23 protein-coding genes and 1 other annotated feature are annotated in these 23,151 nt (G+C 57.6%); of the genes, 6 read left to right on the forward strand and 17 right to left on the reverse strand.

Annotated features, from left to right (window positions below; all coding sequences use genetic code 11):
• Positions 1-65: 65 nt before the first annotated feature.
• The 13 genes from AC6I7J_RS07160 to hisL form a co-directional block, all read right to left on the reverse strand.
• Positions 66-1,136 (reverse strand): acyltransferase family protein, encoded by a 1,071-nt coding sequence (locus tag AC6I7J_RS07160; RefSeq protein ID WP_136548348.1) that lies wholly within the window; start codon positions 1,134-1,136, stop codon positions 66-68.
• 82 nt (positions 1,137-1,218) lie between these two features.
• Positions 1,219-2,334, reverse strand: a complete 1,116-nt coding sequence (locus AC6I7J_RS07165; RefSeq protein WP_498007042.1) for a succinylglutamate desuccinylase/aspartoacylase family protein — start codon at positions 2,332-2,334, stop codon at positions 1,219-1,221.
• 112 nt (positions 2,335-2,446) lie between these two features.
• Positions 2,447-3,244 carry an ABC transporter substrate-binding protein gene (locus tag AC6I7J_RS07170; RefSeq protein WP_278706875.1) on the reverse strand — a complete coding sequence of 266 codons (798 nt, stop codon included), beginning with the start codon at positions 3,242-3,244 and terminating at the stop codon, positions 2,447-2,449.
• Between the two features lie 66 nt (positions 3,245-3,310).
• A complete protein-coding gene (locus AC6I7J_RS07175; protein ID WP_498007043.1) occupies positions 3,311-3,787 on the reverse strand; it encodes a YbaK/prolyl-tRNA synthetase associated domain-containing protein in 477 nt (158 codons plus the stop codon).
• 105 nt (positions 3,788-3,892) lie between these two features.
• Entirely contained in the window at positions 3,893-4,504 is a 612-nt protein-coding gene (gene hisIE / locus AC6I7J_RS07180; RefSeq protein WP_021509350.1) for a bifunctional phosphoribosyl-AMP cyclohydrolase/phosphoribosyl-ATP diphosphatase HisIE, read from the reverse strand.
• Positions 4,498-5,274 carry an imidazole glycerol phosphate synthase subunit HisF gene (hisF, locus tag AC6I7J_RS07185; protein WP_498007044.1) on the reverse strand — a complete coding sequence of 259 codons (777 nt, stop codon included), beginning with the start codon at positions 5,272-5,274 and terminating at the stop codon, positions 4,498-4,500. The genes hisIE and hisF overlap by 7 nt, the downstream gene beginning before the upstream one ends.
• Positions 5,256-5,993 carry a 1-(5-phosphoribosyl)-5-[(5-phosphoribosylamino)methylideneamino]imidazole-4-carboxamide isomerase gene (hisA, locus tag AC6I7J_RS07190; RefSeq protein WP_498007045.1) on the reverse strand — a complete coding sequence of 246 codons (738 nt, stop codon included), beginning with the start codon at positions 5,991-5,993 and terminating at the stop codon, positions 5,256-5,258. Before hisA ends, hisF begins: the two co-directional genes overlap by 19 nt.
• Positions 5,993-6,583 (reverse strand): imidazole glycerol phosphate synthase subunit HisH, encoded by a 591-nt coding sequence (gene hisH / locus AC6I7J_RS07195; RefSeq protein ID WP_010617671.1) that lies wholly within the window; start codon positions 6,581-6,583, stop codon positions 5,993-5,995. The genes hisA and hisH overlap by 1 nt, the downstream gene beginning before the upstream one ends.
• A complete protein-coding gene (gene hisB, locus AC6I7J_RS07200) occupies positions 6,583-7,650 on the reverse strand; it encodes a bifunctional histidinol-phosphatase/imidazoleglycerol-phosphate dehydratase HisB (RefSeq protein ID WP_021509354.1) in 1,068 nt (355 codons plus the stop codon). The genes hisH and hisB overlap by 1 nt, the downstream gene beginning before the upstream one ends.
• Entirely contained in the window at positions 7,647-8,723 is a 1,077-nt protein-coding gene (hisC, locus tag AC6I7J_RS07205) for a histidinol-phosphate transaminase (RefSeq protein WP_021509355.1), read from the reverse strand. The genes hisB and hisC overlap by 4 nt, the downstream gene beginning before the upstream one ends.
• Entirely contained in the window at positions 8,720-10,027 is a 1,308-nt protein-coding gene (gene hisD / locus AC6I7J_RS07210) for a histidinol dehydrogenase (protein ID WP_498007046.1), read from the reverse strand. Before hisD ends, hisC begins: the two co-directional genes overlap by 4 nt.
• Before the next feature lie 3 nt (positions 10,028-10,030).
• On the reverse strand, positions 10,031-10,930 hold the full coding sequence (hisG, locus tag AC6I7J_RS07215; RefSeq protein ID WP_031280070.1) for an ATP phosphoribosyltransferase: 900 nt from the start codon (positions 10,928-10,930) through the stop codon (positions 10,031-10,033).
• Between the two features lie 54 nt (positions 10,931-10,984).
• Positions 10,985-11,106: a sequence feature (His leader region), on the reverse strand.
• Complete coding sequence (gene hisL, locus AC6I7J_RS07220; RefSeq protein WP_100396937.1) at positions 11,082-11,129, reverse strand: his operon leader peptide; 48 nt, start codon at positions 11,127-11,129, stop codon at positions 11,082-11,084. (Overlaps the previous feature by 25 nt.)
• 180 nt (positions 11,130-11,309) lie before the next feature.
• Here hisL and AC6I7J_RS07225 point away from each other — a divergent pair, with 180 nt between their 5' ends.
• Entirely contained in the window at positions 11,310-12,137 is an 828-nt protein-coding gene (locus tag AC6I7J_RS07225) for an SDR family oxidoreductase (RefSeq protein ID WP_058757317.1), read from the forward strand.
• A gap of 262 nt (positions 12,138-12,399) precedes the next feature.
• Here AC6I7J_RS07225 and AC6I7J_RS07230 read toward each other — a convergent pair whose 3' ends face one another.
• From AC6I7J_RS07230 to puuD, 3 genes are read right to left on the reverse strand one after another with little or no spacing between them, the layout of a single operon-like run.
• On the reverse strand, positions 12,400-13,680 hold the full coding sequence (locus tag AC6I7J_RS07230; RefSeq protein ID WP_058771096.1) for an NAD(P)/FAD-dependent oxidoreductase: 1,281 nt from the start codon (positions 13,678-13,680) through the stop codon (positions 12,400-12,402).
• 21 nt (positions 13,681-13,701) lie between these two features.
• Positions 13,702-14,259 (reverse strand): HTH-type transcriptional regulator PuuR, encoded by a 558-nt coding sequence (gene puuR / locus AC6I7J_RS07235; RefSeq protein ID WP_031280073.1) that lies wholly within the window; start codon positions 14,257-14,259, stop codon positions 13,702-13,704.
• Positions 14,256-15,020 (reverse strand): gamma-glutamyl-gamma-aminobutyrate hydrolase, encoded by a 765-nt coding sequence (gene puuD, locus AC6I7J_RS07240; RefSeq protein WP_498007047.1) that lies wholly within the window; start codon positions 15,018-15,020, stop codon positions 14,256-14,258. The genes puuR and puuD overlap by 4 nt, the downstream gene beginning before the upstream one ends.
• 211 nt (positions 15,021-15,231) lie before the next feature.
• Here puuD and AC6I7J_RS07245 point away from each other — a divergent pair, with 211 nt between their 5' ends.
• Together AC6I7J_RS07245 and AC6I7J_RS07250 are read left to right on the forward strand one after the other, a co-directional pair.
• Entirely contained in the window at positions 15,232-16,647 is a 1,416-nt protein-coding gene (locus tag AC6I7J_RS07245) for a glutamine synthetase family protein (protein ID WP_498007048.1), read from the forward strand.
• A 366-nt stretch (positions 16,648-17,013) separates the two neighbouring features.
• Positions 17,014-18,372, forward strand: a complete 1,359-nt coding sequence (locus AC6I7J_RS07250) for an APC family permease (protein WP_058757322.1) — start codon at positions 17,014-17,016, stop codon at positions 18,370-18,372.
• A 269-nt stretch (positions 18,373-18,641) separates the two neighbouring features.
• Here the strand turns inward: AC6I7J_RS07250 and sbcB are convergent, their stop codons facing one another.
• Positions 18,642-20,063 (reverse strand): exodeoxyribonuclease I, encoded by a 1,422-nt coding sequence (gene sbcB, locus AC6I7J_RS07255; protein ID WP_058757323.1) that lies wholly within the window; start codon positions 20,061-20,063, stop codon positions 18,642-18,644.
• A 202-nt stretch (positions 20,064-20,265) separates the two neighbouring features.
• On the opposite strand from sbcB, the gene dacD reads away from it, so the two are divergent.
• From dacD to tmaR, 3 genes are all read left to right on the forward strand, one after another.
• A complete protein-coding gene (gene dacD / locus AC6I7J_RS07260; RefSeq protein ID WP_031280074.1) occupies positions 20,266-21,432 on the forward strand; it encodes a serine-type D-Ala-D-Ala carboxypeptidase DacD in 1,167 nt (388 codons plus the stop codon).
• Positions 21,433-21,594: 162 nt separating this feature from the next.
• Positions 21,595-22,653: an FUSC family protein gene (locus AC6I7J_RS07265; protein ID WP_058757324.1), complete on the forward strand. Its 1,059-nt coding sequence runs from the start codon at positions 21,595-21,597 to the stop codon at positions 22,651-22,653.
• Positions 22,654-22,824: 171 nt separating this feature from the next.
• Complete coding sequence (gene tmaR / locus AC6I7J_RS07270; RefSeq protein WP_021509369.1) at positions 22,825-23,145, forward strand: PTS system regulator TmaR; 321 nt, start codon at positions 22,825-22,827, stop codon at positions 23,143-23,145.
• Positions 23,146-23,151 lie beyond the last annotated feature (6 nt).

Below are 23,151 nucleotides of genomic sequence, written 5' to 3' on the forward strand. Positions count from 1 at the left end.
TTATAAACTATTCACTTGGATTTCAAACTGACTATATTATTGAAACTCTATTTCAGTTGAAGATATTATTGCGCTTTTAAACTAAACGAATTTTTTAATTGCTTCTTGTTAGTTCTTTCAAGCATACGATATGTTAATTCACTCGCAATCAATACCGCTGATATCTGTAAAATTACTCTTGACACTACACCTATGTCATGGTCTGAAGTGAACTGGAAAACCATAAACCATACTGGTATATGGCAGCAAAAAAAAGAAAAAGAGCGACTCCCAACATAGCTGATCACTTGATTAATGAACTTTGGTAAGGTGGTGAAAAAGCCCATATCTGTAACAGCTAACAGTACGCAAATACTTGAAATTATTGAGGCGCAGCTAAATCTAAAATTCCAAAGATGGATCAATGCCTTTGGTACTACAGCTAAGGAAAGTATTAAAATCAATGCGATTATGAATTTTGATACTGGGTTAACATTTAAGTGTTTCAAGGCCATTTTATTGAAATCAAAAGACCTCGTGACATAATACAAGAGAGTGCCATAAAGCATCGGGTCAAACCTAAACATCCATGAGGCGCCACCTCCCAACCGATAGAACATCATACTTACGCATATAAATATAGAAAGTAAAATTGTATTTTTTCTTCCTAATAAGGAGTAAAGCATCGGATATATAATGAAAAACTGCATTTCAAGAGATAATGCCCACATATAACCAAAGTTACCTTCTGTACCAATCTCTTCAAAATTCCTAACCCACATCAATGATGAGAAAAACTTTTCTATCATTAAATCATATGACAGCCAAATATCTGCTCTTTTCGTTAAAATTGAGAAGGCAAGCGGAACTGCAACCCAAAAATAAACTGGAGGCGACAGTCTTTTAATCTTTTTTATATAAATCTCGAAAAGGAAATTAATTTTTTCAGCTGTGGAGTTGAGGTTTTTTGCTGATTTTTCAATGGTTAAGGATAAGAAAAATCCTGCAATAACAAAAAAAAGTTCAACGCCACTATCCGTATTTGTAAAGCTTCTTAATTCATTATAAAAATGATTGTTTGGAATGATTACCGGAAGATGCAAAAATATGACAAAGCAGATTGCGATACAACGTAATGCCTGTATATCTTTTAACATAAAATTACCAAATGAGCTCCTGTTTAATAGAGCTCATTTTACGAAAAAAAAATTTTTTTAATACTTTTTTTTTGAAGAATTGTTAACTTACTAACAACTCCCCCTTACGTCCCGCATTTTCCCCCGCCAGTCTCACCACCAGCATCCCGGCCGTGACAAACTTGGTCAGGTTTCGTGCATACAGCACGCCGCCAAACTCAGCGACCAGCGGTGTCACGTAGTCATTGATCGGGTCGACAATCTCCGCCACCACTTCGCCCGCTTTAATCCACTCGCCTAACTTTCTGCGGTTCAGCAGCAGTCCGGAGTGTGGCGCGTGGATGTACTCACAGCCCGCCAGTTGCGTTGGTGCATGGATCAGGGCAGGGGAGTCTCCGGTTTCGCCGGTAATATATCCCCCTTCAATCAGCGCATTGATAATCGCATCTGCATCTTTCTCCGCCTGTTCCGGCGACACATCGGCTACGCCGCGCAGTTCCAGCGTCACCGGCAGCAGGCCGCGCGGCATTGGGTAGTCTTTGCCAAAACGCTCAGCCAGCGTCAGCCAGGGTTCGCAGCAGGCCTCATCAAAGGGCTCTCCACCGGAGATCTGCGCCAGTAGCTGCACTTCACTGCCAAGCCAGCGCGCCAGCGGCTCAATCTCCGGCCAGGCGTGCGGTGTGGTGTAAAGATGCGGCAAGGCATCCCAGTCGCAGTGCAGGTCAATCATCAGGTCTGCCTGGCTGGCCATGCGCATCAGGGTAAAGCGCTGGGCCTCTAGTTCGGTTTTGGCGATGCGGTCGCGGTAGTGACGATCGATGGCGTCGCGAATCAGTCGTTTGTTTTCATATTCACTCTGTGTCAGCGATCCCGCTAGTTCAGCCGCCAGCGTATCGCCCAGCGCCGGGAAGCGACGGTTAAAATCCTGACCAGAAAGAGTATGAAAACGTCCGAGATGAGTGCCGTGCCAGTGCTGACCCAGCGCGAGCGGATTCGCGACCGGCACCAAAGTGACTTTGGCTTTTAGCTTGCCCGCCGACTCCAGCGCCAGCAGCTTCTGCTTGAGATACCACGCCACCGCCATGCCCGGCAGTTCATCGCCGTGCAGCGCCGCCTGAATATACACCCGCTGCTGTGAGTCGGTGCCGAAGTGGAAGCTGACAATTTCCCGCTGGGTGCCCAGCGTCGCGCTTAACAAAGGATGATGTTGTTGTTGCATAACGCAGTCGATGTCCTGTGTCTGGGGCACGCTCGTGGCCGCGCCGCATGAAATTGATGAAGGGAATTATAGTTCTGCTGGAAAAAGGGCGGCAAATGCGCCGCCCCATCGATCACGGCTTAATAGAGATATCCGTCGCAAAATACTTCTTCTGCAAGGTATCAAAGGTACCGTTCTTTTTGATTTCCGCGAAGGCGTTGTCCAGCGCGGTTTTTAATTCAGTGTCGCCTTTGCGCAGGCCGATGGCGGTGCCGGGGCCGATAATCGGATCCTGCACAATCGGGCCAGCCAGCTCGAAATCTTTGCCCTGCGGATGTTTCAGGAAGCCGTTTGCGGCCTGTGCGGCATCGGTGAACACCACGTCAAGACGTCCGGAAATCAGGTCGCTCTCAACCTGTGCCTGATCGCCATACGGCACCACGTTCACGCCGTGCGGCTGCCATTTCGCCAGCGCGTAGCGCTCCTGCACGGTGCCCTGTTCAACGCCCACGGTTTTGCCTTTCAGCGATTCCGCGGTGGGCAGCAGGCCGGAGCCTTTACGCGCAATCAGCTGAGTGTGGGTGTCATAAAGCGGCACGGTGAAGTCGATCTGCTTCAGACGCTCTTCGGTGATACCCATATCCGACAGGATGGCGTCAAACTTACGCGCCTTCAGCGCCGGGATCATGCCGTCGAACTGGCTCTCGACCCACACGCATTTGGCCTGCATCTGCGCGCACAGCGCATTGCCGAGGTCGATGTCAAACCCGACCAGCTTGCCCTGCGGTGTTTTGGATTCAAAAGGGGGATAGGTAGGATCAACGGCGAAACGCACCTGATCGATTTTTGCCTGAGCGCCGAACGCGCAGCCTGCCAGCACTGCCAGTGCCAGCGTATGGCGCAGACGGGCGGTAAAACGGGAACTTGCCATAGTTGCGGTCTTCTTTTGTCGTGATGATAAGTCATCGAGAGTACCGCTCAGCGTGGTGTATGGCAATTAGAGTATTATTTTCATCACGTTACCATTATGCAGTGCGCGGTAATCCTCTACCTGAAGCATCACCGACTTCTCCAGCAGCCCTGCGTTAAAGGCAATTTCGTCGTAGCGCTCGAACAGCAGCGGGTCGACCACCAGCTGTAAATCCGCGTGAAAGCTAAACGGCGGAATCGCGCCAAACACGCAGCCGGTCAGCGCATCCACTTCAGCCGGCGAGGCCAGCGAGGCGCGACGGCCACCCACGGCGGCTGCCACTTTACTCAGGTCGGCCTGCTGGTCGGCCGGTAGCACCGCCAGCACATGCTGTTTGATGCCGTTGCCCTTGACGTGACACACCAGCGCTTTGGCGCCTTGTCCCACTTCCGTGCCACGAATCGCGGCCACGGCTTCACACTTTCCGATCGCTTCATGCTCCATGAGTCGGTAACGGGCGTTATGCTGATCGAGCAGGGCGAGCAGTTTTTCATGCGTGGTCATGGAGGTTTCCATTCTGATGAAGCGCAATTGATCGCACTCTTTTGCGAAGTATGCTGCTCAAAATCGAGCCAGAAAGCCCGTTTTGAGCAGCATGGCGCACAATCGTTACTTATGGCGTGCGCGCAGGTTGTTGATGATGGTGCTGAGATCCAGTTCCTGATCCTGCAGCAGCACCAGCAGATGGTACAGCAGGTCGGAGGCTTCGTTAGTCAGTTCATGGCGGTCATTGACGGTAGCGGCCAGCGCGGTCTCAACACCTTCTTCTCCCACCTTCTGTGCGATGCGCTTGGTGCCGCTGGCGTACAGCTTCGCCGTATAGGAGCTGGCCGGATCGGCGCTTTTACGCGAGGCCAGCAGTTGCTCCAGCTGATACAGGAACGTCCAGTCCGGTGCAGCAGGCGAAAAGCAGCTTGAGGTACCGAGATGGCAGGTGGGGCCAATCGGATTGGCCAGCACCAGCAGTGTGTCGTTATCGCAATCCGGCGTTATGCTGACCACTTTGAGGAAGTGGCCCGACGTTTCGCCTTTGGTCCATAAACGGTTTTTGGTGCGGGAGAAGAAGGTGACGTTGCCGTCGGCCAGCGTCTTGTGCAGCGCGTCCTCGTTCATATAACCGTGCATCAGCACTTCGCCGGAGACGTTGTGCTGGACGATGACGGGCATCATGCCCGCGGTTTTGGCCCAGTCCAGTCTGGCCAGTTGTTCTGCAGTTAACACGCGCGAATCTCCACACCGTTGTCGATCAGGAAGTTTTTCAACTCGCCGATATTGATAATTTGTTTGTGAAACACCGAAGCCGCCAGCGCGCCGTCGACGTTTGCCTGCTCAAAGGCTTCGAGGAAGTGCGCCATGGTCCCTGCGCCGCCAGAGGCGATCAGCGGCACCTTACACACGTCACGCACCTTCTTCAGCTGCACCAGGTCGTAGCCGTTACGCACGCCGTCCTGATTCATCATATTCAGTACGATCTCGCCGGCGCCCAGCTTCTGCACTTCCTCTACCCATTCCAGCGTTTCCCACTGGGTAACGCGGGTGCGCGCTTCGTCGCCGGTATACTGATTGACGTGATACTTGCCGCTGGCTTCATCAAACCAGGTATCGATGCCCACCACGATGCACTGCACGCCGAAGCGGTCCGCCAGCCGGGTAATCAGCGTCGGATCGGCCAGCGCGGGCGAGTTGATGGAGATCTTATCTGCGCCAAACTGCAGAATGCGTGCCGCATCTTCCGGGGTTTTAATGCCCCCGGCGACGCAGAACGGAATGTCGATCACTTCCGCCACGCGCGATACCCAGCTTTTATCCACCACGCGGCCGTCGGAAGAGGCGGTGATATCGTAAAACACCAGTTCGTCAGCGCCTTCCTGGGCATAGCGCTGCGCCAGCGGGACGATGTCGCCAATGATTTCGTGGTTGCGGAACTGCACGCCTTTCACTACTTGCCCGTCACGCACATCCAGACAGGGGATTATCCGTTTTGCCAGCATGCAATTGCCTCCGCTACCGTAAATTTATCTTCCAGCAGGGCGCGACCGACAATCACACCCTGTGCACCGCTGCCGCGCAGGGCAGCGATATCGTCCAGTGAACCGATGCCGCCGGAAGACTGGAACGCGATGTCCGGAAACGCCTGGGATACTTCCTGATACAGCGCCACGTTGGAACCGCTCAGCGTGCCGTCGCGCGAAATATCGGTGCACAACACATGTTTCAGGCCCACCGGCTGGTACCAGCCAATCACCTCTTCCAGCGTCACGCCTGCCGCTTCCTGCCAGCCGCTGATCGCCACTTCTTTGCGATTGCTGGCGTCAATGCGCACGTCAAGCGCCAGCACAATGGCGTCGGCACCGAATTCGCTAAACCAGCCTTTCACTGCTTCCGGCTGCTTGACTGCGGTGGAGCCAACCACCACGCGCGTGGCACCGGCTGCCAGCAGGGCGGCCACATCGTCACGATGACGAATACCGCCGCCAACCTGTACCGGCACGCTGACGCCGCGTAAAAGCGTGGTCAGCAGCGGGATCTGGCGTTTTGCCGGATCTTTCGCCCCGGTCAAATCCACCAGATGTAACACTTCCGCGCCCTGGCGTTCATAATCCTGCAGGCGCGGCAGGGGATCGTTACCGTAATCGCGCTGCTGGCCGTAGTCGCCCTGATGCAGGCGCACCACTTTGCCGTCGATCAAATCTAATGCGGGGATAATCATCACATCTCCAGGAAGTTTTTCAGCAGCTGCGCGCCGGCTTTACCCGAGCGCTCCGGGTGGAACTGCACGCCGAAGAAGTTATCTTTCTGCAGGGCGGCGGTGAACGGCAGGCCATAGTCGCACTGGGCGATGGTGGCGGCATTCACCGGCATGGCGTAGCTGTGCACAAAGTAGAAGTAGCTGCCGTCCGGAATGTTGCGGAACAGGTGATTGCCGGCCTGCGCGGTGATCTGGTTCCAGCCCATGTGCGGCAGCGGTAAACCCTGGGTATCCATCAGCGATACCGGCTCGTCAACGATGCCGAGCGTGCTGACGCCGCCGTTCTCATCGCTGCCGCGTCCGAGCAGCTGCATGCCGAGACAGATGCCGAGCACCGGCTGGGTGCAGGCTTTCACCAGCTCGATCAGCTCGCGCTCCTGCAGCTGGTCCATCGCCGCCCGCGCAGTACCGACGCCGGGCAGAAACAGTTTGTCGGCGCGCAGCACCACGTCCGGATCGCGGCTCACCGCGGGCGTGTAGCCAAGGCGCTCAATCGCCCACTTAACCGAAGAGAGGTTGGCGCAGCCGGTATCAAGAATCACCACGTTCATTACAGCACTCCTTTCGAGCTCGGCAGGGTGTTGCCCTCAACGCGAATCGCCTGACGCAGCGTGCGGCCAAAGGCTTTGAACAGGCTTTCCACGCGGTGATGATCGTTGCGGCCTTTGGTTTTCAGGTGCAGCGTGCTCATCATGGCGTACGACAGCGAGCGGAAGAAGTGCTCGACCATTTCGGTGCTCAGGTCGCCAACGCGCTGGTAGCTGAACTCGGCTTTGTATTCGAGGTGCGGACGGCCGGAGATATCCAGCGCGCAGCGCGCCAGGCACTCATCCATCGGCAACACGAAGCCGAAGCGGCCGATGCCGCGCTTGTCGCCCAGCGCCTTCAGCAGTGCTTCGCCCAGCGCCAGGCCGGTATCTTCCACCGTGTGGTGATCGTCAATATACAGGTCGCCTTTCACCTCAATGTTCATGCGGAAGCCGCCGTGCACGGCGATCTGATCCAGCATGTGATCAAAGAAGCCGACGCCGGTGTTGATTTTGCTGCCGCCTTCGCGATCCAGCCACACTTCCACTTTAATCTGCGTCTCTTTGGTGTTGCGGTTCACCAGCGCGTGACGATCGCGTTTGGTCAGGCGCGCCTGAATCGCGTCCCAGTCTTCGCCTTCCGCACCGTAGCGCAGGCCCTGAATGCCCATGTTCTGCGCCAGCTGGATGTCGGTCAGACGGTCGCCAATCACATAGCTGTTGGCGGTATCCAGCGCGCCGTCGGCCAGCCAGGCTTCGACCATTTTGGTCTTTGGCTTGCGGCAGTCGCAGTTCTCTTCCGGCAGATGCGGGCAGATCAGGATGTCGCTGAAGTTCACGCCCTGTGAGCGCAGGATCTGCATCATCAGGTTGTGCGGGCCGTCAAAATCGGCCTGCGGGAAACGTTCAGTGCCGAGGCCGTCCTGGTTGGTGATCATCACCAGCTGATAACCCGCTTCCTGCAGCGCCAGCAGGGCCGGGATGGCGTTCTTCTCAAACGCCAGCTTCTCCATACGGTCTACCTGAAAATCCGTCGGCGGCTCAGAGATGAGGGTGCCATCGCGGTCGATAAAAAGGATCTTCTGACTCATGCTTGCTCCACAGATAAGGCTTGCAGCGCGGCGATCAGGCGCTCGCACTCTTCACGGGTGCCGATGGAGATGCGCAGACATCCCGCCAGGCCAGGGTTTTTGTTTTGGTCGCGCAGAATAATGCCCTGATCCCACAGCGTTTTAAACACTTTTGGCGAGTCGGTGAAGCGCGCCAGAATATAGTTGGTTTCACTCGGGAAGACCTGCTGCACTACGCTCAGCTGCGGCAGCTGTTCGCACAGCCAGGCGCGGTTGTCGTTAAGCTGCTGCGCGTGCTGACGCATCAGCGCGATGCCTTGCTCGCTCAGCGCCTGCGCCGCCACGTCGGCCACCGGCGTCGCCAGCGGGTAAGGTGCAATCACCTTCAGCAGCAGATCGATCACCGGCTTGTTGGCCAGCGTAAAGCCGCAGCGCAGGCCAGCCAGCGCAAAGGCTTTTGACAGCGTGCGCAGAATCACCAGGTGCGGGAACTCCTGCAGCCAGCCGGCCAGCGTTGCTTGCGGGCAGAACTCGATGTAGGCTTCGTCGGCGACCACCAGCGCTTTGCCGGCGGTCATCGCCAGCAGCTGGCGGATGTCATCCTGATTAATCAGATTGCCGGTCGGGTTGTTCGGGCTGCACATGTACACCACTTTCACGCCGTCCAGCTGGTCCGCGATGGCGGGCAGGTTGAGCTGCCAGTTGTCCAGTGCCGGCACGGTGCGGTACTCAATACCGATGGTTTCGGCGCTGACGCTGTACATGCCGTAGGTCGGCGGGCAGAACAGGATGGCGTCTTTGCCCGGTTCGCAGAAGGCGCGCATCAGCAGCTCAATCCCTTCATCCGCCCCGCGGCTCACCAGCACCTGCTCCGGCTGAACGCCGGCATAGGCGGCGTAGCGCGAAATGACTAATTTGGGCTGGCACTCCGGATAGCGGTTCAGCGTCTGCTGCGACAGCTCAAACGGCACCGGCAGCGGAAATTCGTTCGCATTCAGCCATACGTCACCGTTGCCACCGAGGCGACGAGCAGACTGATAGGGCGTCAGCGCACGCACGTTGGCGCGGGCTAAATCTTCAACGTTGTTGCTCATGCTTGCTCCTTCAGGGCGGCGACGCGCAGGGTCACGGCATTTTTGTGCGCGTCCAGCTGTTCCGCGGCGGCGAGGGTTTCAATGGTGGCGGCGAGGTTGAGGAAGCCCTGCGGCGTCAGCTCCTGGACCGTCATGCGTTTCTGGAAATCGGCCAGCCCAAGGCTGGAGGAGGTCGCGGTGTAGCCATAGGTCGGCAGCACGTGGTTAGTGCCGGAGGCATAATCACCGGCGGATTCCGGCGACCAGTCGCCGAGGAACACCGAACCGGCGCTGGTGATCTCCTCAACCAGCGCGCGCGGCTGGCGCGTCTGAATAATCAGGTGCTCCGGACCGTACTGATTGGAGATTTCCACGCACTGCGCCAGATCCTGCGCCACAATCAGGCGGCTGCTCTCCAGCGCCTGACGGGCCGTAGCGGCACGCGGCAGCTGCGCCAGCTGTTGTTCAACCGCCAGCGCCACGCCTTCTGCCAGCTGCCGTGAAGGCGTCAGCAGGATCACCTGGGAATCCGGACCGTGTTCGGCCTGCGACAGCAAATCTGAAGCGACAAAAGCCGGCGTCGCGCCTTCGTCCGCAATCACCAGCACTTCAGACGGACCGGCAGGCATGTCGATCGCTGCGCCGTCGAGACGCTGGCTGACCTGGCGTTTTGCTTCGGTCACGTACGCGTTGCCCGGGCCAAAAATCTTGTCCACTTTCGGCACGCTTTCTGTGCCGAAGGCGAGGGCGGCAATCGCCTGCGCGCCGCCGACCTGAAACACTTCCTGCACGCCGCACAGCTGCGCCGCATACAGAATTTCATCGGCAATTGGCGGCGGCGAGCACAGCACCACGCGGCCACAGCCAGCGATGCGCGCCGGCGTTGCCAGCATCAGCACGGTAGAGAACAGCGGCGCCGAGCCGCCAGGAATATACAGGCCGACCGATTTCACCGGACGGGTGATCTGCTGGCAGCGCACGCCCGGCTGGGTTTCCACGTCCACCGGCGGCAGAATCTGCGCGTTGTGGAAGGTTTCGATATTCGCCATGGCGTCTGCCATCGCCTGCTTTAAGCTGTCGCTCAGTCGCTCGCCGGCCGCCTGCATCTCAGCGGCGGACACGCGCAGATTCTCCACCTGGGCTTTGTCGAAGCGCGCGCTGAACGCCCGCAGTGCCGCGTCGCCCTGCTGTTTTACCTGCACCAGCACGTCCTGCACGGTGGCGCTGATGCTGGCCGATGCCGAGATTGCCGGACGCTGCAGCAGCGCCTGCTGCTGTTCGGCACTGCACGCCTGCCAGTCGATAGGTTGCATGATTGCGCTCATCGGTTACTCCAGCATTTTTTCAATTGGCAGCACGAGGATCGAACTGGCGCCCAGCGCCTTTAGTTTTTCCATGGTTTCCCAGAACAGCGTTTCGCTGCTCACCATGTGCATCGCCACGCGGCTCACTTCACCGGCCAGCGGCAGCACGGTAGGGCGCTCGGCACCCGGCAGCAGGGCGATAACCTCTTCCAGCCGCTCGCTCGGCGCGTGCAGCATGATGTATTTGGATTCACGCGCTTTAATCACGCCCTGGATACGCGTCATCAGCGTATCCACCAGTTGCTGTTTCGCCGCTGGCAGTTCGCCATCGCGCTGGATCAGCACCGCTTTAGAGCGGTAGATCACTTCAACTTCACGCAGGCCGTTAGCTTCCAGCGTGGCGCCGGTGGACACCAGGTCACAAATGGCATCGGCCAGACCGGCGCGCGGTGCCACTTCAACGGAGCCGTTCAGCAGGCAGGATTTAAACGCGATGCCTTGTTTATCGAGGTATTTCTTCAGCAGGTGCGGGTAAGAGGTGGCGATACGGGCATTATTCAGGCATTGCGGACCGGTGTACTCGGCATCGACTGGCATTGCCAGCGACAGGCGGCAGCCGCCGAAATCGAGGCGGCGCAGCGTAAAGTAGCGCGGGTCTTCGCCCTGCGCGCGGCGTGTCAGCAGCTCCTCTTCCAGCACGTTTTCGCCAACGATACCGAGGTCGACCACGCCATCCATCACCAGGCCAGGGATATCGTCATCGCGCACGCGCAGGATGTCGATCGGCATGTTCTCCGCAAACGCAATCAGACGCTGCTGCTGAAGGTTAATTTTAATACCGCAGCGTGCCAGCAGTTCGCGTGATTCATCACTTAAACGGCCGGATTTCTGCATAGCTATGCGTAAACGGGTGTTATCTAACATGGTTCCTGTCCTCTTATTCAATCCTGTCTGAAGCGTATCGGGTTGCGTTAGCCCATAAAAAAACCCCCGGAAGATGATCTTCCGGGGGCTCTCTTTGCGCTCGCACCACTGGAAGATCCTAAACGTCTTCCAGCACACATCGCCTGAAAGACTAGTCAGGGTGATGGTGATGATGGTGGTTGAACTGAACGCGTGTCATAAAAAATTCCGTTGCTGAATGAGTATTCATTTGCGTGCTGATTAACCTAACGAAGATGGCGGCGCTTGGCAACCCTTTTTTAACGTCAGTTTTCGCAACCTTCGGCAACAGTTTGCGCTGGTCTGGCTGACGCGCTGGCACTAAGATGGGGTGTCTTAGCGCGGGAGAGCAGGAGTCGATATGAAAAAGGTGGCGATTGTAGGTCTGGGATGGCTGGGAATGCCGCTGGCGATGGCGCTGTCAGCGCGCGGCTGGCAGGTGACCGGCAGCAAAACCTCACCGGATGGCGTCGATGCGGCGCGCCGCTGTGGTATTGATGCGTTTCAGCTGGTGCTGTCACCGGAGCTGGAGTGTGAAGCAGATGATTTGGCCGCACTGATGGCGGTGGATGCGCTGGTGGTGACGCTGCCTGCCAGCCGCACCGTGCAGGGCGGCGAAGATTACATGCAGGCGGTGCAGAACGTGGTCGATACCGCGCTGGCGAATAAAGTGCCGCGCATCATCTTTACCAGCTCTACCTCGGTATACGGCAGCGGCGACGGCGTGAGAAAAGAGAGCAGCGCGCTGCAGCCGGAGACGGTGGCAGGCAAAACGCTGGTAGAGCTGGAAAACTGGCTGCATGACCTGCCGGGCACCAGCGTAGATATCGTGCGTCTCGCCGGCCTGGTCGGCCCGAACCGCCATCCGGGGCGTTTCCTCGCCGGTAAAACCAACCTGGAAAACGGCGCGCACGCGGTGAACCTGGTGCATCTTGATGATGTGGTCGACGCGATTGTGCTGCTGCTGCAAACGCCTAAGGGCGGGCACGTTTACAACCTGTGCGCCCCGAAACATCCGTCACGCGACAGCTTTTACCCGAGCGTGTCGAAGCAGTTAGGCCTGGTGCCACCGACGTTTGTTGCCGAGCCAGTGCGCGCCAGCGGCAAGGTGATTGACGGTTCGAAGATTTGTCACGAGCTGGGGTTTGAGTACAGCTACGATGACCCGATGAAGATGCCGCTGGAGTAGGGGCGGTGCGGGGTTGCCCTCACCCTAACCCTCTCCCGCCCGCGGGAGAGGGAACCGCCCGAGCGCGCATTCCTGGTACTGCTCCCGGCTTAAATAAAGGCACCGTCCTTCTCCCTCTCCCTGAAGATGAACGCACCATCCTTCTCCCTCTCCATGCAGATGAACGCACCATCCTTCTCCCTCTCCATACAGATGAACGCACCGTCTTTCTCCCTCTCCCCGTGGGAGAGGGCCGGGGTGAGGGCAGCAAACCGCACCCACCTTAAACCCCCAGCCGATCCCTTAACGCATACCAGGCCGCGCCCATCGCCGTCAGTGGCACCTTAAAGCGTCTTCCGCCGGGAAACGGCAGGTGCGGCAGCTTCGCAAATGCATCAAACCGCTCTGCATGGCCGCGCAGCACTTCGGCGATCAGCTTGCCGGAGAGGTGCGTGCAGGTCACGCCATGTCCGCTATCGCCCTGCATGAAGAACACATTCTTCTCCAGCTGACCAAACTGCGGCATACGCGACAGCGTGAGCAGGAAGTTACCGCTCCAGCGATGGCTAATCTTCACGTCGCGCAACTGCGGAAAGGTGCGCAGCAGCTTGGGCCGGATCAACGCCTCGATGTCTTCCGGTTCGCGCGCCCCATACACCACGCCGCCGCCGTACAGCAGGCGGTTGTCGGCGGTCAGGCGGAAGTAATCCAGCAGGTAATTACAATCTTCCACACAGTGGTTATTGGGCATCAGCCCCAGCGCCTGATCGCGGCTCAGCGGCTCGGTGGTGACGATCTGCGAGCCGCACGGCATGCTTTTGCGCCCCAGTCGCGGTTCCAGTTGCGACGGCAGATAGGCGTTGCCGGCAAAAATCACAAAGGTGGCGCTGACTTCACCCTGCGCGGTTTTGACCCGGTTGGGTGCGCCGTAGGTCACTGCCAGCGCCGCCGACTGCTCATATATACGGCCGCCGTGCCGGCGAATCGCCTCGGCTTCACCTAACGCCAGATTGAGCGGGTGCAGATGGCCGCCACGCCGGTCCAGCAGGCCGCCGACGTAACGGTCGGTGGCCACTTCACGGCGGATACCGCGCTCGTCCAGCAGCTCCAGATCGCTGTTGCCGTAACGCGCCCAGCTGGCCTGCTGGCTGCGCAGATGCCCCATCTGGCGCTGATTGAGCGCAGCAAAAATGCCGCCGGGACGGTAGTCGCAGGCAATGGCGTAACGATCGATGCGGTCGCGGATAATCTCCGCCCCTTCAAACATCATGCTGCCCAGCATCTGCGCAGTCTGTTTGCCGTAGCGCTGCTCAATCACATCGACATCGCGGCTGTAGGAATTCACCACCTGGCCGCCGTTGCGGCCGCTGGCACCGAAGCCGACGCGGGCCGCTTCCAGCACCACCACATCGTAACCGGCTTCGGTGAGAAACAGCGCGGAAGAGAGCCCGGTAAACCCGCCGCCGATGATGCAGACGTCACACTGAATGCTCTCCTGCAGCTGCGGCCACGGCGCGTGCGCGTTGGCGGTCGCGGCGTAATAACTTTGCACGTGGTGCATCATAACCTCCTGTAGCGCGTGAACTCAGAAATTGGCGGGCGTATGCGCGCTGACAATGCGACACGGCTGATCTGATGTATTGGTAAAACTGTGCGGCAAACCGGTATCAATCACGTAGCTTTCGCCGCGGTTAAGGTGATAACTCTGACCGTTCACCACCAGAGTGATTTCCCCCTCCAGCACCGTGCCGGTCTCTTCACCGGGATGGCGCAGCTTTTCACCGGTGCTGGCCCCCGGCTCGTAGCGCTCCAGCAGCATCGCCAGCGCGCGCTTCGCTGCACCGTTATCAATCAGCTGTAAAGAAACACCGAGGCTGCCGATCTCAACGCAATCATCCGGGCGCACGATGATGCGCGGCGTGGCATTCACTTTCGGCTCCGAGAAAAACTCCGACAGCGACAGCCCATACACTTTGAGTAGCTTTTGTAACGTGCTGACTGCCGGGCTGACTTTATCCTGCTCAATGGTACTGATGGCGCTGTGTGTTAAACCTGACAACTCAGCGACGCGACGCTGAGACAATCCCAACTCCTGCCGGATTTGCGATAAGCGTCGTCCGGGCGCCAGAGTGGCATCATTCATGGCTGCTTTTCCTTGTGATAACGTGCTGCGGCGTGGATAAAGGCCTCGAATAAACGGCGCGAGACCGGATCGCGATCGGATTGCCACTCCGGATGCCATTGCACCGCCAGCGCAAACGGATGCTGGCGCAGGCTGACGGCTTCGATCAGGCCATCCGGCGCGCGGGCTTCAATGCGTAACTGCGGACCCGGCTCGCGGATGCCCTGGCCGTGCAGCGAATTGACCGCGAACGCAGCAGCACTGCCCAGCAGCTGGCTCAGCAGGCCGTCGGGTTCGGGCTGCACCAGATGCGCCGGCGCGTACTGCTGCTCCAGCGGCTGACTGTCATCTTCGCGGTGCTCCTGAAACAGGTGCGTCTGATGCAGCTGGCGATGCAGCGCGCCGCCGTTGGCGACCACCAGCTCCTGCAAACCGCGGCAGATGCCCAGCATCGGCATTTTTTTCCCGCTGGCGTGGGTGACAAGCGCAAAGGACAAGCGGTCACGCGACGGATCGGCATGCGCCTCATGGCCCTCTTCACCATAATGCCAGGGTTCAATATTGCTTGGACTGCCGGTGAGCAAAATGCCGTCCAGCAGCGTCATACTGTTTTCTAATAGCTGCGGCGCGTGCATCAGCTGATGCGGCAAAGGCAGCGGCACGCCACCGGCGAGCACCACGGCGTCGAGGTATTTGTTATGCACGGTCTGCCCAAGGTGGTTGCCGATGGGGTTCTGGCACATCACTACGCCAATCAATGGCTTGTCAAAAATAATGCCCATTACGTCTCCACGCTGCTGTTCAATATTTTCGCCGGTTTTGCGCGCTAAGTAGAAAAAGTGTGCAATATATTGTCAATCTAGCAACCGTCTGGTTGTTCTTCAAACAGAATTGTTACATTTGCACACCATTTGCGTTAGAGCTATGTTAGAGGTGTGGCTGTTATTTTGAGCATGTGCAAACCATCTTAAACGGTATAGGGCGGGTGGGAAGATGACGAACCTCGTGGAAGTAGAAGACTTCACGCGACACAGTGAAGAAAAACGAACCAGCGCGTTCCAGCTGGAGGTGAAAACCTGGCTGGAACGCCATCCGGAAACGCAGTATGTCGATATTCTGTTAAACGATCTCAACGGGGTATTTCGCGGTAAACGCATTCCCGTCTCCGCGTTAGCCAAGCTGGAAAAAGGGTGTTACTTTCCGGCCTCGGTTTTCGCCATGGACATTCTCGGCAACACCGTCGAGGAAGCCGGCCTCGGACAGGCGCTCGGCGAACCTGATAACCTCTGCATACCGGTCCCTGGGACCTTAATTCCTTCCGCCTCTGACCCGCAACGCATCGCCCAGCTGCTGCTGACCATGTGCGACCAAGATGGCACTCCCTTTGACGTTGAACCCCGAAACGTGCTGAACCGGCTGTGGCAACAGCTGCGCAATCGCGGTCTGTTTCCGGTGGTAGCGGTAGAGCTGGAGTTCTATCTGGTGGACAAAAAGCGCGATGCCGAAGGCTATATTCAGCCGCCGTGTGCGCCGGGTAGTGAAGAGCGCAACATACAGAGTCAGGTGTATTCGCTGGATAATCTCGACCATTTCGCCGACGTACTGCGCGACATCGACGCGCTGGCGAAACTGCAAAATATCCCCGCCGACGGCGCGCTGGCGGAGGCCTCGCCGGGCCAGTTCGAAATCAACCTGCACCATACGCGCGATATCCTCAAAGCCTGCGACGACGCCATTCTGCTGAAGCGGCTGGTGCGTCAGGTGGCAGAAAACCACGGCATGACCGCCACCTTTATGGCCAAGCCGTATGAGGAGTATGCGGGCAGCGGCATGCACGTACACATCAGTATGCTGGATGCCGCCGACCACAACGCCTTTGCGCTGGATGATGGCAGCGATTCGCCGCTGCTGAAGCGGGCGCTGGCTGGCATGATCGATCTGATGCCGGCATCAATGGCGCTGCTGGCGCCCAACGTCAATGCGTTTCGTCGCTTCCTGCCGGAGGCGTTTGTGCCGCTGCAGGCGTCATGGGGGCACAACAACCGCACGGTGGCGCTGCGCATTCCCTGCGGCGATGTAGAAAACCATCGCGTCGAGTACCGTGTGGCGGGCGCCGATGCCAATCCGTATCTGGTGGTGTCAGCAATTATTGCCGGTATCTTGCACGGTCTGGATAATCAGCTACCCTTACCGCATCCGGTGAAGGGCAACGGTCACGAGGCGGAAGGGCTGGAACTGCCGATTCGCCAGAGCGATGCGCTGTACGAGTTTGAAAACAGCTATCCGCTGCAAAAGCTGCTCGGCGAACGCTTCAGCGGCGTGTGGCACAGCTGCAAACAGTATGAATTGCGCGAGTTTGAACGGCTGATCACCGCCACGGAAATTGACTGGATGCTGAAGAACGCCTGACCGACAGAAGAATTGATCCAACGTCTTGTGTCGATGGCCTAAGTTGGGGCAAAATACGCGCCCTGCAAAAGACAAAACATAACCGACGCTTATTACGTCGGTTATTTTTTTGCATGGTGCTTTCACTACATGAACGAGGCCGGACACGCATCCGGATAGATAGACACTGAAACACGCTTGTGCGTGAGATTTGAGGAACAAAGATGGGACTGTTTACAATTGCACCAGCGCATGCTGGTTCTCGCTTCCGTGATGATTATGGCGCGGCGACAATCGCAAACACTAATATCACTTCTCACTGCAGCACATTGCGCAGTATCCCTGTGGTACAACTGAACTCAGTTGTTGCTGTAGGGGGCCTGAACAATGTCGCTTAATACCTCTGCCGCACCACAGCGTGCACATCTGAAAAAATCTCTGACTTTGATCCCGGTCGTCATGATGGGCCTGGCGTATATGCAGCCAATGACCCTGTTTGATACCTTCGGCATCGTGTCAGGCCTCACCGACGGTCACGTCGCCACCGCTTATGCTTTCGCGCTGATCGCGATACTGTTTACTGCCGTGAGCTACGGCAAGCTGGTACGCCGCTTCCCATCTGCGGGCTCCGCTTACACCTATGCTCAGAAGGCAATCAGTCCGCACGTCGGCTTTATGGTAGGCTGGTCATCACTGCTGGACTATCTGTTCATGCCGATGATCAACATCCTGCTGGCGAAAAGCTACTTTGAGTCGCTGGTGCCGGGCATTCCGTCGTGGATTTTCGTGGTGCTGCTGGTGGCGTTTATGACCATCTCCAACCTGCGTGGGATCAAAACCGTGGCCAACTTCAACAGCGTCATTGTGGTGCTGCAGGTAGTGGTGATGGCAGTGATCACCGGTATGGTGGTGTATGGTGTGGCACACGGTATTGGCGCCGGTACGCTGACCAGTACGAAGCCGTTCTGGTCTGAAAATGCGCAGGTGGTGCCGATGATTACCGGTGCGACCATTCTGTGCTTCTCGTTCCTTGGCTTTGACGGTATCAGTTCGCTGTCGGAAGAGACCAAAGATGCCGAGCGCACCATTCCACGCGCGATTTTCCTGACCGCGCTGATTGGTGGGGTGATCTTTATTGGCGTCTCGTACTTCCTGCAGCTGTACTTCCCGGATATCTCGCGTTTCCAGAATCCGGACTCTTCACAGCCGGAAATCATGCTGTTCGTGGCGGGTAAAGCGCTGCAGATCGGCATTCTGATTTTCTCGGTGGTGACGGTGCTGGCCAGCGGCATGGCGGCACACGCCGGCGTTTCGCGTCTGATGTACGTGATGGGCCGTGACGGCGTATTCCCGCAGCGTTTCTTTGGCTTCGTGCATCCAAAATTCCGCACGCCGTCGCTGAACGTGCTGCTGGTTGGTGCGGTAGCGCTGCTGGCGATCAACTTCGACCTGGTCACCGCAACGGCGCTGATTAACTTCGGTGCGCTGGTGGCGTTCACCTTTGTGAACCTGTCGGTGATTGCCCAGTTCTGGATTCGTGAGAAGCGTAACAAGACGCTGAAAGACCACCTCAACTATCTGGTGCTGCCCATTATGGGTGCGCTGACGGTGGGTGCGCTGTGGATCAACCTGGAAGAGACCTCGATGGTGCTCGGCCTGGTGTGGGCGGCGATTGGTATTGTTTACCTGGCGTTTGTGACCCGCACGTTCCGCAATCCGGTACCGCAGTTTAGCGAAGAGGTGTAAGGCTTTTCCCTCACCCTAACCCTCTCCCGCCCGCGGGAGAGGGAACCGCCCGAGCGTGTGTCAGGTATCAGCCCAGTAGCTGTACCAGAACGCACTATACCTCTCCCTCTCCCCGTGGGAGAGTACCGGGGTGAAGGCACCAGAACGCACTAGACCTCTCCCTCTCCCTGTGGGAGAGGGCCGGGGTGAGGGCATCAGCCCGCACCATACCTCCCCCTCTCCCCGTGGGAGAGGGCCGGGGTGAGGGCATCAGCCCGCACGAAACCCTGCTACGACACCAGCTCCTGCGCATACAAATACAGCGCTTTCAGCTGCGCCATCTTCTCTGCATCGCCCTCATGCAAACTGGCCAGCGACTCCAGCTCCAGCAAAAACGCCTGTACCCGCTCCGCATTAAGCTGCTCGCGGCGATGCTGCAGCCAGCGCTGCTGCTCTTTGTCATCCAGCGTGCCGGGGAAGTTGCGGGCGCGATAGCGGAACAGCAGCTTCGCGATACGTTTATCCTCAAAGGTCAAATCCAGCGCCGGCAGGTTCTGCGGCGGCGTCTGGCGCAGGATGTTCATACCGGCGCGATCGGCGTCGCTGAAGAAGCCGTCATACAGCTGCGCATCAACATCCTCCGACGGCGTGAACGGCTCCGCTTCGGCAAACAGCGTCACCACATTTTCCCGCACCTCGGCATGCTGGCGCAGCAGGGCCAGATTCGCCAGACAGTGCTGACGATCGATACCCAGCCGTTCGGCATCTTCCGGGCGTAATGTATTGGCCGGGGCCAGGACCGGGCACTTATTGATGTGCACCAGCTTGATCGGCACCGCCGGCAAATCGCCCAGATCGCTGTGTCGCGTATACAGCCGCTCGCGCAGCTCATCCGGCGACAGCGTCAGCAGCGGCGTCATGTCGCCGGCCAGATCGGCCACGATCAGCGCGTTTTTGTTATCCGGATGCCACGCCAGCGGCACAATCCAGCTGGTATTGCCGCGCGCCGCGCCGAACATGCCGGAAACGTGCACCAGCGGCTTCATCTGCGGAATATCAATCAGCGTCATCAGTTTCTGCTTGTTGCGATGGGTAAACAGAAACTCAAACAGCTTCGGCTGCTTCTCCTGCACCAGCTTTGCCATCGCCAGCGTGGCGTACACATCGGACATCGCATCGTGCGCCTGTTCGTGTGCCACGCCGTTAGCCTGGGTGAGATGCTCCAGCTTAAAGCTCGGAAAACCGTCGTCGTTCTCCGGCCAGACGATGCCCTCCGGGCGCAGCGCATAGCAGGCGCGCATCACGTCGAGCAGATCCCAGCGCGAATTGCCGTTCTGCCAGCTCCAGCCATACGGGTCGATAAAGTTGCGGTAGAAGATATTGCGCGTCACTTCATCATCGAAGCGCACGTTGTTGTAACCGATCACACAGGTCTGCGGTTCGCTGAACAGCGCGTGAATGCGCTGAGCAAACTCCACTTCTGGCACGCCGCGCGCGTTGGCCACCTGCGGCGTGATACCGGTGATCATTACCGCTTCCGGCTGCGGCAGGTAATCGTCCGCGAGCTGGCAGTAAAACACCTGCGGTTCGCCTACGGCGTTAAAGGCTTTGTCGGTGCGCAGGCCTGCAAATTGCGCCGGACGATCCAGCGACGGGCTTTTGCCGAAGGTTTCATAATCGTGGAACAGAAAAGTGAACTCAGAGGCGGGCACGGCGTTATCCTGGCTATGGAAAATCAACGCACAGAATAGTCGTCAGCCCGGTACAGCACAACCTCGATCGCCATCGCTGCGAGCGGGCGCGCAGCATTTGTCCGCGGTTCATACTTTTTTTCAATTTATTCAGATATCAAAGCGCTATTTGCCGTAAAACGTGCGGCGGTAAATTCATTTATTTGATGTTGAGGAAGAAGTGTTGAAAAGGCGTCTGTTGGTAACTGTATCTGGAATGATTGTTTGGGCATCGCTGGCGCACGCGGATGACAGCATGCCGTTTCCCCTGACGCCGCCGGCCATTGATGCCGCGTCCTGGGTGCTGATGGACGCCACCACCGGGCAGATCCTCACCGCGGGCAACCCGGATGCGGAGCGCAACCCGGCCAGCCTGACCAAACTGATGACTGGTTATGTCGTCGACCGCGCGGTCGATCAGAAGAAAATCACCCGAGACGATGTGGTCACGGTAGGCAAAGATGCGTGGGCCGCCGGCAATCCGGTGTTTAAAGGCTCGTCGCTGATGTTTCTTAAGCCGGGCGATAAAGTCACCGTGCGCGACCTGATGCGCGGCGTGATCATCGATTCCGGCAACGACGCCTGCGTGGCGCTGGCCGACTATGTGGCCGGCAGTCAGGAGAGCTTCGTCAACATGATGAACAGCTACGTGCAGAAGCTCGGTCTGACGCACACCCACTTCGAAACCGTGCACGGTCTTGATGCGCCGGGGCAGCACACCACCGCGCGCGATCTGGCGGTGCTGTCGCGCGCGATCATCAACGGTGAGCAGGATTTCTATGCCATGTATAGCGAGAAAACCCTCAGCTTCAATGGCATTACCCAGAACAACCGTAACGGCCTGCTGTGGGACCAGAATCTGCACGTCGACGGCATGAAAACCGGCCACACCGAGAGCGCCGGGTTTAACATCGTCGCCTCGAACATCGTCGGTCGCCATCGTCTGATTGCGGTGATCATGGGCGGGAAAAGTTCAAAGGGACGTGAAGAGCAGGCGCGTAAACTGCTGGTGTGGGGACAGAACAACTTCGACACCGTGCAGCTGTTCCACGCCGGGAAAAAGATCGGCAGCGAAAACGTCTGGTACGGCAACCCGCACAAAGTGGACGTCGGTACCACCGAAGATATCTATCTGTCACTGCCGCGCAGCGAAGTGTCGAACGTGATGGCGAAGTATGTGATCAATCGTAAAGACCTCGAAGCGCCACTCAAAGCCGGCGAGCAGGTGGGCGAAATTCAGGTGCTGGATAAAGACAAGCAGCTGGCCAGCTATCCGCTGTACGCGCTGCAGTCGGTCGATGAAGCAGGCATCATCACGCGCATCAGCGATTACGTGAAACAGAAACTGTAAGCCGTCGGGCGATAAGCAAACGCTGCGTTACATCCTTGTGTGCACTGAGAAAACAAGATGTAGCGCAGTTGTATTATTGCGCAAAAAGTTGCGCCAGCCCCTCAATGTTCGTGCTGCGCCAGGGTAACATAGCGCGCAAATTTTTATCGCACCCGGACCACCATGTTACGCGCTGACAAGCCCATCTCTCCGATTGAGTTCTGGTTTTACCGCCACTACCGCGCCGTGCACGGCGTACGCATCGCTATCGCCTTTGTGCTGTGTTTTCTGTTTGTCCGTCTCACCGATATTCCGGAAGGCACCTGGCCGCTGATCACGCTGGTGGTGGTGATGGGACCGATCTCCACCTGGGGCAATGTTTTGCCGCGCGTGGTGCAGCGTATCAGCGGTACCTTTGCCGGGCTGATATCAGGGCTGATCGCGCTGAAGCTGGAGCTGCTGTCACTGCCGCTGATGCTGGTGTGGTGCTTTATCGTGATGATCGTCTGCGGCTATCTGACGCTGGGCAAACACCCGTATATGGCACTGCTGATCGGCATCACGCTCGGCGTGGTGGTCGGCGCGCCGGCCGGCGATTTCACCGTGGCGCTGTGGCGCGGCGGGGATGTGATCCTCGGCTCGCTGATGGCTTTACTGTTCAGCGCCATCTGGGCGCAGCGCGCCTATACTCACTGGCGCATTCAGCTGTCGGACGCCTTTATCAATATGGCGAAGATTCATCACGCTGGCTTTTCCGCCAACCTGGTGGAGAAGCCGCGCCTCAATCCGCGCTTCCAGAAGCTGCTTACCAGCGTGATCAAAATGCGCGCGCTGCTGGAGCCGGCGAGCAAAGAGACGCGCATCCCTAAATCGGTGTTTGAAGCCATTCAGACCATTAACCGTAATATGGTTAACACCATGCAGATGCAGATTGAAGCCTGGTGGGCGTCGCGTGAGAGCCATCTGATTTTGCTGAACGCGCCGACGCTGCGCCGCACGCAGCAGATGACCGAGAACACCCTGAACGCGCTGTCAGCGTTGATGGTGAAAGGCGAGACTGAACAGGTGATTGCCAACAGCCACGAGCTGGAAGCCATCACCCAGGAGCTGGAAGCGCTGATCGCCAACGGCAGCGCGCGGCTGGAGACCACCGCGATTTACGGTTACGTCTGGCTGAGTCTGGAGCAGGCGCGTCAGCTGGAGCGCATGACAGACCTGGTGCGTCTGGCGCTGCGCAAATAGTTTTCTCAGGCAATGACTTAGTGCGAATTGCCCTTTCTTTGCGCTAAGATAAGTGCCAGTCCGAATTTAGCGGTGAAAATTGCGAACCCGGCTTATAAGCCGCTAAGCTAAATGTCTTCCCGGTTTATGACTATTTTGCCTGCCGCGGCAGGCCACAAGAAAGGTGCCAACATGGAAAATGCCAAGCAATCATTTCAGGACGTACTGGAGTTTGTGCGTATGTTTCGTCGTAAAAACAAACTGCAGCGCGAAATTACGGACAACGAAAAGAAAATCCGTGATAACCAGAAACGTGTGTTGCTGCTGGACAACCTGAGCGAGTACATCAAACCTGGTATGAGCGTGGAAGCGATTCAGGAAATCATCGCCAGCATGCGCGTGGATTATGAAGATCGCGTAGATGAGTACATCATCAAAAACGCCGATCTGTCGAAAGAGCGCCGCGAGCTGTCGAAAAAGCTCAAAGCGATGGGCGAACCGAAAGGGCAGTAAGCTTCA

This window comes from Type-C symbiont of Plautia stali (assembly GCF_059730935.1).

Bases quoted from the DNA above. Each gene is read 5' to 3' on its own strand.
- AC6I7J_RS07160 (WP_136548348.1), bottom strand. From the start codon at position 1,136: ATGTTAAAAGATATACAGGCATTACGTTGTATCGCAATCTGCTTTGTC.
- AC6I7J_RS07165 (WP_498007042.1), bottom strand. From the start codon at position 2,334: ATGCAACAACAACATCATCCTTTGTTAAGCGCGACGCTGGGCACCCAG.
- AC6I7J_RS07170 (WP_278706875.1), bottom strand. From the start codon at position 3,244: ATGGCAAGTTCCCGTTTTACCGCCCGTCTGCGCCATACGCTGGCACTG.
- AC6I7J_RS07175 (WP_498007043.1), bottom strand. From the start codon at position 3,787: ATGACCACGCATGAAAAACTGCTCGCCCTGCTCGATCAGCATAACGCC.
- hisF (WP_498007044.1), bottom strand. From the start codon at position 5,274: ATGCTGGCAAAACGGATAATCCCCTGTCTGGATGTGCGTGACGGGCAA.
- hisA (WP_498007045.1), bottom strand. From the start codon at position 5,993: ATGATTATCCCCGCATTAGATTTGATCGACGGCAAAGTGGTGCGCCTG.
- hisH (WP_010617671.1), bottom strand. From the start codon at position 6,583: ATGAACGTGGTGATTCTTGATACCGGCTGCGCCAACCTCTCTTCGGTT.
- hisB (WP_021509354.1), bottom strand. From the start codon at position 7,650: ATGAGTCAGAAGATCCTTTTTATCGACCGCGATGGCACCCTCATCTCT.
- hisC (WP_021509355.1), bottom strand. From the start codon at position 8,723: ATGAGCAACAACGTTGAAGATTTAGCCCGCGCCAACGTGCGTGCGCTG.
- hisD (WP_498007046.1), bottom strand. From the start codon at position 10,027: ATGAGCGCAATCATGCAACCTATCGACTGGCAGGCGTGCAGTGCCGAA.
- hisG (WP_031280070.1), bottom strand. From the start codon at position 10,930: ATGTTAGATAACACCCGTTTACGCATAGCTATGCAGAAATCCGGCCGT.
- AC6I7J_RS07225 (WP_058757317.1), top strand. From the start codon at position 11,310: ATGAAAAAGGTGGCGATTGTAGGTCTGGGATGGCTGGGAATGCCGCTG.
- AC6I7J_RS07230 (WP_058771096.1), bottom strand. From the start codon at position 13,680: ATGATGCACCACGTGCAAAGTTATTACGCCGCGACCGCCAACGCGCAC.
- puuR (WP_031280073.1), bottom strand. From the start codon at position 14,259: ATGAATGATGCCACTCTGGCGCCCGGACGACGCTTATCGCAAATCCGG.
- puuD (WP_498007047.1), bottom strand. From the start codon at position 15,020: ATGGGCATTATTTTTGACAAGCCATTGATTGGCGTAGTGATGTGCCAG.
- AC6I7J_RS07245 (WP_498007048.1), top strand. From the start codon at position 15,232: ATGACGAACCTCGTGGAAGTAGAAGACTTCACGCGACACAGTGAAGAA.
- AC6I7J_RS07250 (WP_058757322.1), top strand. From the start codon at position 17,014: ATGTCGCTTAATACCTCTGCCGCACCACAGCGTGCACATCTGAAAAAA.
- AC6I7J_RS07265 (WP_058757324.1), top strand. From the start codon at position 21,595: ATGTTACGCGCTGACAAGCCCATCTCTCCGATTGAGTTCTGGTTTTAC.
- tmaR (WP_021509369.1), top strand. From the start codon at position 22,825: ATGGAAAATGCCAAGCAATCATTTCAGGACGTACTGGAGTTTGTGCGT.